A 3,298-nucleotide genomic window follows, 5' to 3' on the forward strand; every position below is an offset into this window, starting at 1 on the left:
TAAGCCGCAGGCTCCACTCCTGGTGGTGCCCTTCCGTCAATTCCTTTAAGTTTCAGCCTTGCGACCATACTCCCCCCAGAACCCAAAGACTTTGATTTCTCGTAAGGTGCCGAGTGGGTCATTAAAAAAACACCACCCGATCCCTAGTCGGCATAGTTTATGGTTAAGACTACGACGGTATCTGATCATCTTCGATCCCCTAACTTTCGTTCTTGATTAATGAAAACGTCCTTGGCAAATGCTTTCGCAGTAGTTAGTCTTCAATAAATCCAAGAATTTCACCTCTGACAATTGAATACTGATGCCCCCGACCGTCCCTATTAATCATTACGATGGTCCTAGAAACCAACAAAATAGAACCAAACGTCCTATTCTATTATTCCATGCTAATATATTCGAGCAATACGCCTGCTTTGAACACTCTAATTTTTTCAAAGTAAAAGTCCTGGTTCGCCAAGAGCCACAAGGACTCAAGGTTAGCCAGAAGGAAAGGCCCCGTTGGAAATCCAGTACACGAAAAAATCGGACCGGCCAACCGGGCCCAAAGTTCAACTACGAGCTTTTTAACTGCAACAACTTTAATATACGCTATTGGAGCTGGAATTACCGCGGCTGCTGGCACCAGACTTGCCCTCCAATTGTTCCTCGTTAAGGTATTTACATTGTACTCATTCCAATTACAAGACCCGAATGGGCCCTGTATCGTTATTTATTGTCACTACCTCCCTGAATTAGGATTGGGTAATTTGCGCGCCTGCTGCCTTCCTTGGATGTGGTAGCCGTTTCTCAGGCTCCCTCTCCGGAATCGAACCCTTATTCCCCGTTACCCGTTGAAACCATGGTAGGCCACTATCCTACCATCGAAAGTTGATAGGGCAGAAATTTGAATGAACCATCGCCAGCACAAGGCCATGCGATTCGAAAAGTTATTATGAATCATCAAAGAGTCCGAAGACATTGATTTTTTATCTAATAAATACATCTCTTCCAAAGGGTCGAGATTTTAAGCATGTATTAGCTCTAGAATTACCACAGTTATACCATGTAGTAAAGGAACTATCAAATAAACGATAACTGATTTAATGAGCCATTCGCAGTTTCACTGTATAAATTGCTTATACTTAGACATGCATGGCTTAATCTTTGAGACAAGCATATGACTACTGGCAGGATCAACCAGATAACTATCTTAAAAGAAGAAGCAACAAGCAGTAAAAAAGAAAGAAACCGAAATCTCTTTTTTTTTTTCCCACCTATTCCCTCTTGCTAGAAGATACTTATTGAGTTTGGAAACAGCTGAAATTCCAGAAAAATTGCTTTTTCAGGTCTCTCTGCTGCCGGAAATGCTCTCTGTTCAAAAAGCTTTTACACTCTTGACCAGCGCACTCCGTCACCATACCATAGCACTCTTTGAGTTTCCTCTAATCAGGTTCCACCAAACAGATACCCCGGTGTTTCACGGAATGGTACGTTTGATATCGCTGATTTGAGAGGAGGTTACACTTGAAGAATCACAGTCTTGCGACCGGCTATTCAACAAGGCATTCCCCCAAGTTTGAATTCTTTGAAATAGATTGCTATTAGCTAGTAATCCACCAAATCCTTCGCTGCTCACCAATGGAATCGCAAGATGCCCACGATGAGACTGTTCAGGTTAAACGCAAAAGAAACACACTCTGGGAATTTCTTCCCAAATTGTATCTCTCAATACGCATCAACCCATGTCAATTAAACACGCTGTATAGAGACTAGGCAGATCTGACGATCACCTAGCGACTCTCTCCACCGTTTGACGAGGCCATTTACAAAAACATAACGAACGACAAGCCTACTCGAATTCGTTTCCAAACTCTTTTCGAACTTGTCTTCAACTGCTTTCGCATGAAGTACCTCCCAACTACTTTTCCTCACACTTGTACTCCATGACTAAACCCCCCCTCCCATTACAAACTAAAATCTTACTTTTATTTTCTTTTGCCCTCTCTGTCGCTCTGCCTTAACTACGTATTTCTCGCCGAGAAAAACTTCAATTTAAGCTATTCTCCAAAAATCTTAGCGTATATTTTTTTTCCAAAGTGACAGGTGCCCCGGGTAACCCAGTTCCTCACTATTTTTTACTGCGGAAGCGGAAGCGGAAAATACGGAAACGCGCGGGAACATACAAAACATACAAAATATACCTTTCTCACACAAGAAATATATGCTACTTGCAAAATATCATACCAAAAAACTTTTCACAACCGAAACCAAAACCAACGGATATCATACATTACACTACCACCATTCAAACTTTACTACTATCCTCCCTTCAGTTTCCCTTTTTCTGCCTTTTTCGGTGACGGAAATACGCTTCAGAGACCCTAAAGGGAAATCCATGCCATAACAGGAAAGTAACATCCCAATGCGGACTATACCACCCCACCACACTCCTACCAATAACGGTAACTATTCTATGTTTTCTTACTCCTATGTCTATTCATCTTTCATCTGACTACCTAATACTATGCAAAAATGTAAAATCATCACACAAAACATAAACAATCAAAATCAGCCATTTCCGCACCTTTTCCTCTGTCCACTTTCAACCGTCCCTCCAAATGTAAAATGGCCTATCGGAATACATTTTCTACATCCTAACTACTATAAAACAACCTTTAGACTTACGTTTGCTACTCTCATGGTCTCAATACTGCCGCCGACATTCTGTCCCACATACTAAATCTCTTCCCGTCATTATCGCCCGCATCCGGTGCCGTAAATGCAAAACAAATACCATCTATGTCTTCCACACCATCATTTTACTATGCCTGCCACCATCCATTTGTCTTTTGCACCATATCTTCATAACCTGTCACCTTGAAACTACCTCTGCATGCCACCTACCGACCAACTTTCATGTTCTGTTTCGACCTACCTCTTGTAAATGACAAATCACCTTTTTCATCGTATGCACCTTATTCTCCACATCACAATGCACTATTGCTTTTGCTTTTTCACCTGTCATATCCTATTGCTATTAGATGAAATATAATAAAAATTGTCCTCCACCCATAACACCTCTCACTCCCACCTACTGAACATGTCTGGACCCTGCCCTCATATCACCTGCGTTTCCGTTAAACTATCGGTTGCGGCCATATCTACCAGAAAGCACCGTTTCCCGTCCGATCAACTGTAGTTAAGCTGGTAAGAGCCTGACCGAGTAGTGTAGTGGGTGACCATACGCGAAACTCAGGTGCTGCAATCTTTATTTCTTTTTTTTTTTTTTTTTTTTTTTTTTTTTTTTTTTTTTTTGTTT

At 41.5% G+C, this 3,298-nt stretch carries 2 rRNA genes; one reads left to right on the forward strand and one right to left on the reverse strand.

Annotated features, from left to right (window positions below):
• Window positions 1-1,188 (reverse strand): 16S ribosomal RNA (locus E8M12_RS16565); the annotation flags it as partial.
• Window positions 1,189-3,126: 1,938 nt separating this feature from the next.
• On the opposite strand from E8M12_RS16565, the gene rrf reads away from it, so the two are divergent.
• Window positions 3,127-3,247: ribosomal RNA gene (rrf, locus tag E8M12_RS16570) — 5S ribosomal RNA — on the forward strand.
• Window positions 3,248-3,298 lie beyond the last annotated feature (51 nt).

The organism is Thalassotalea mangrovi, from assembly GCF_005116735.1.
Classification (GTDB): Bacteria; Pseudomonadota; Gammaproteobacteria; order Enterobacterales; family Alteromonadaceae; genus Thalassotalea_A; species Thalassotalea_A mangrovi.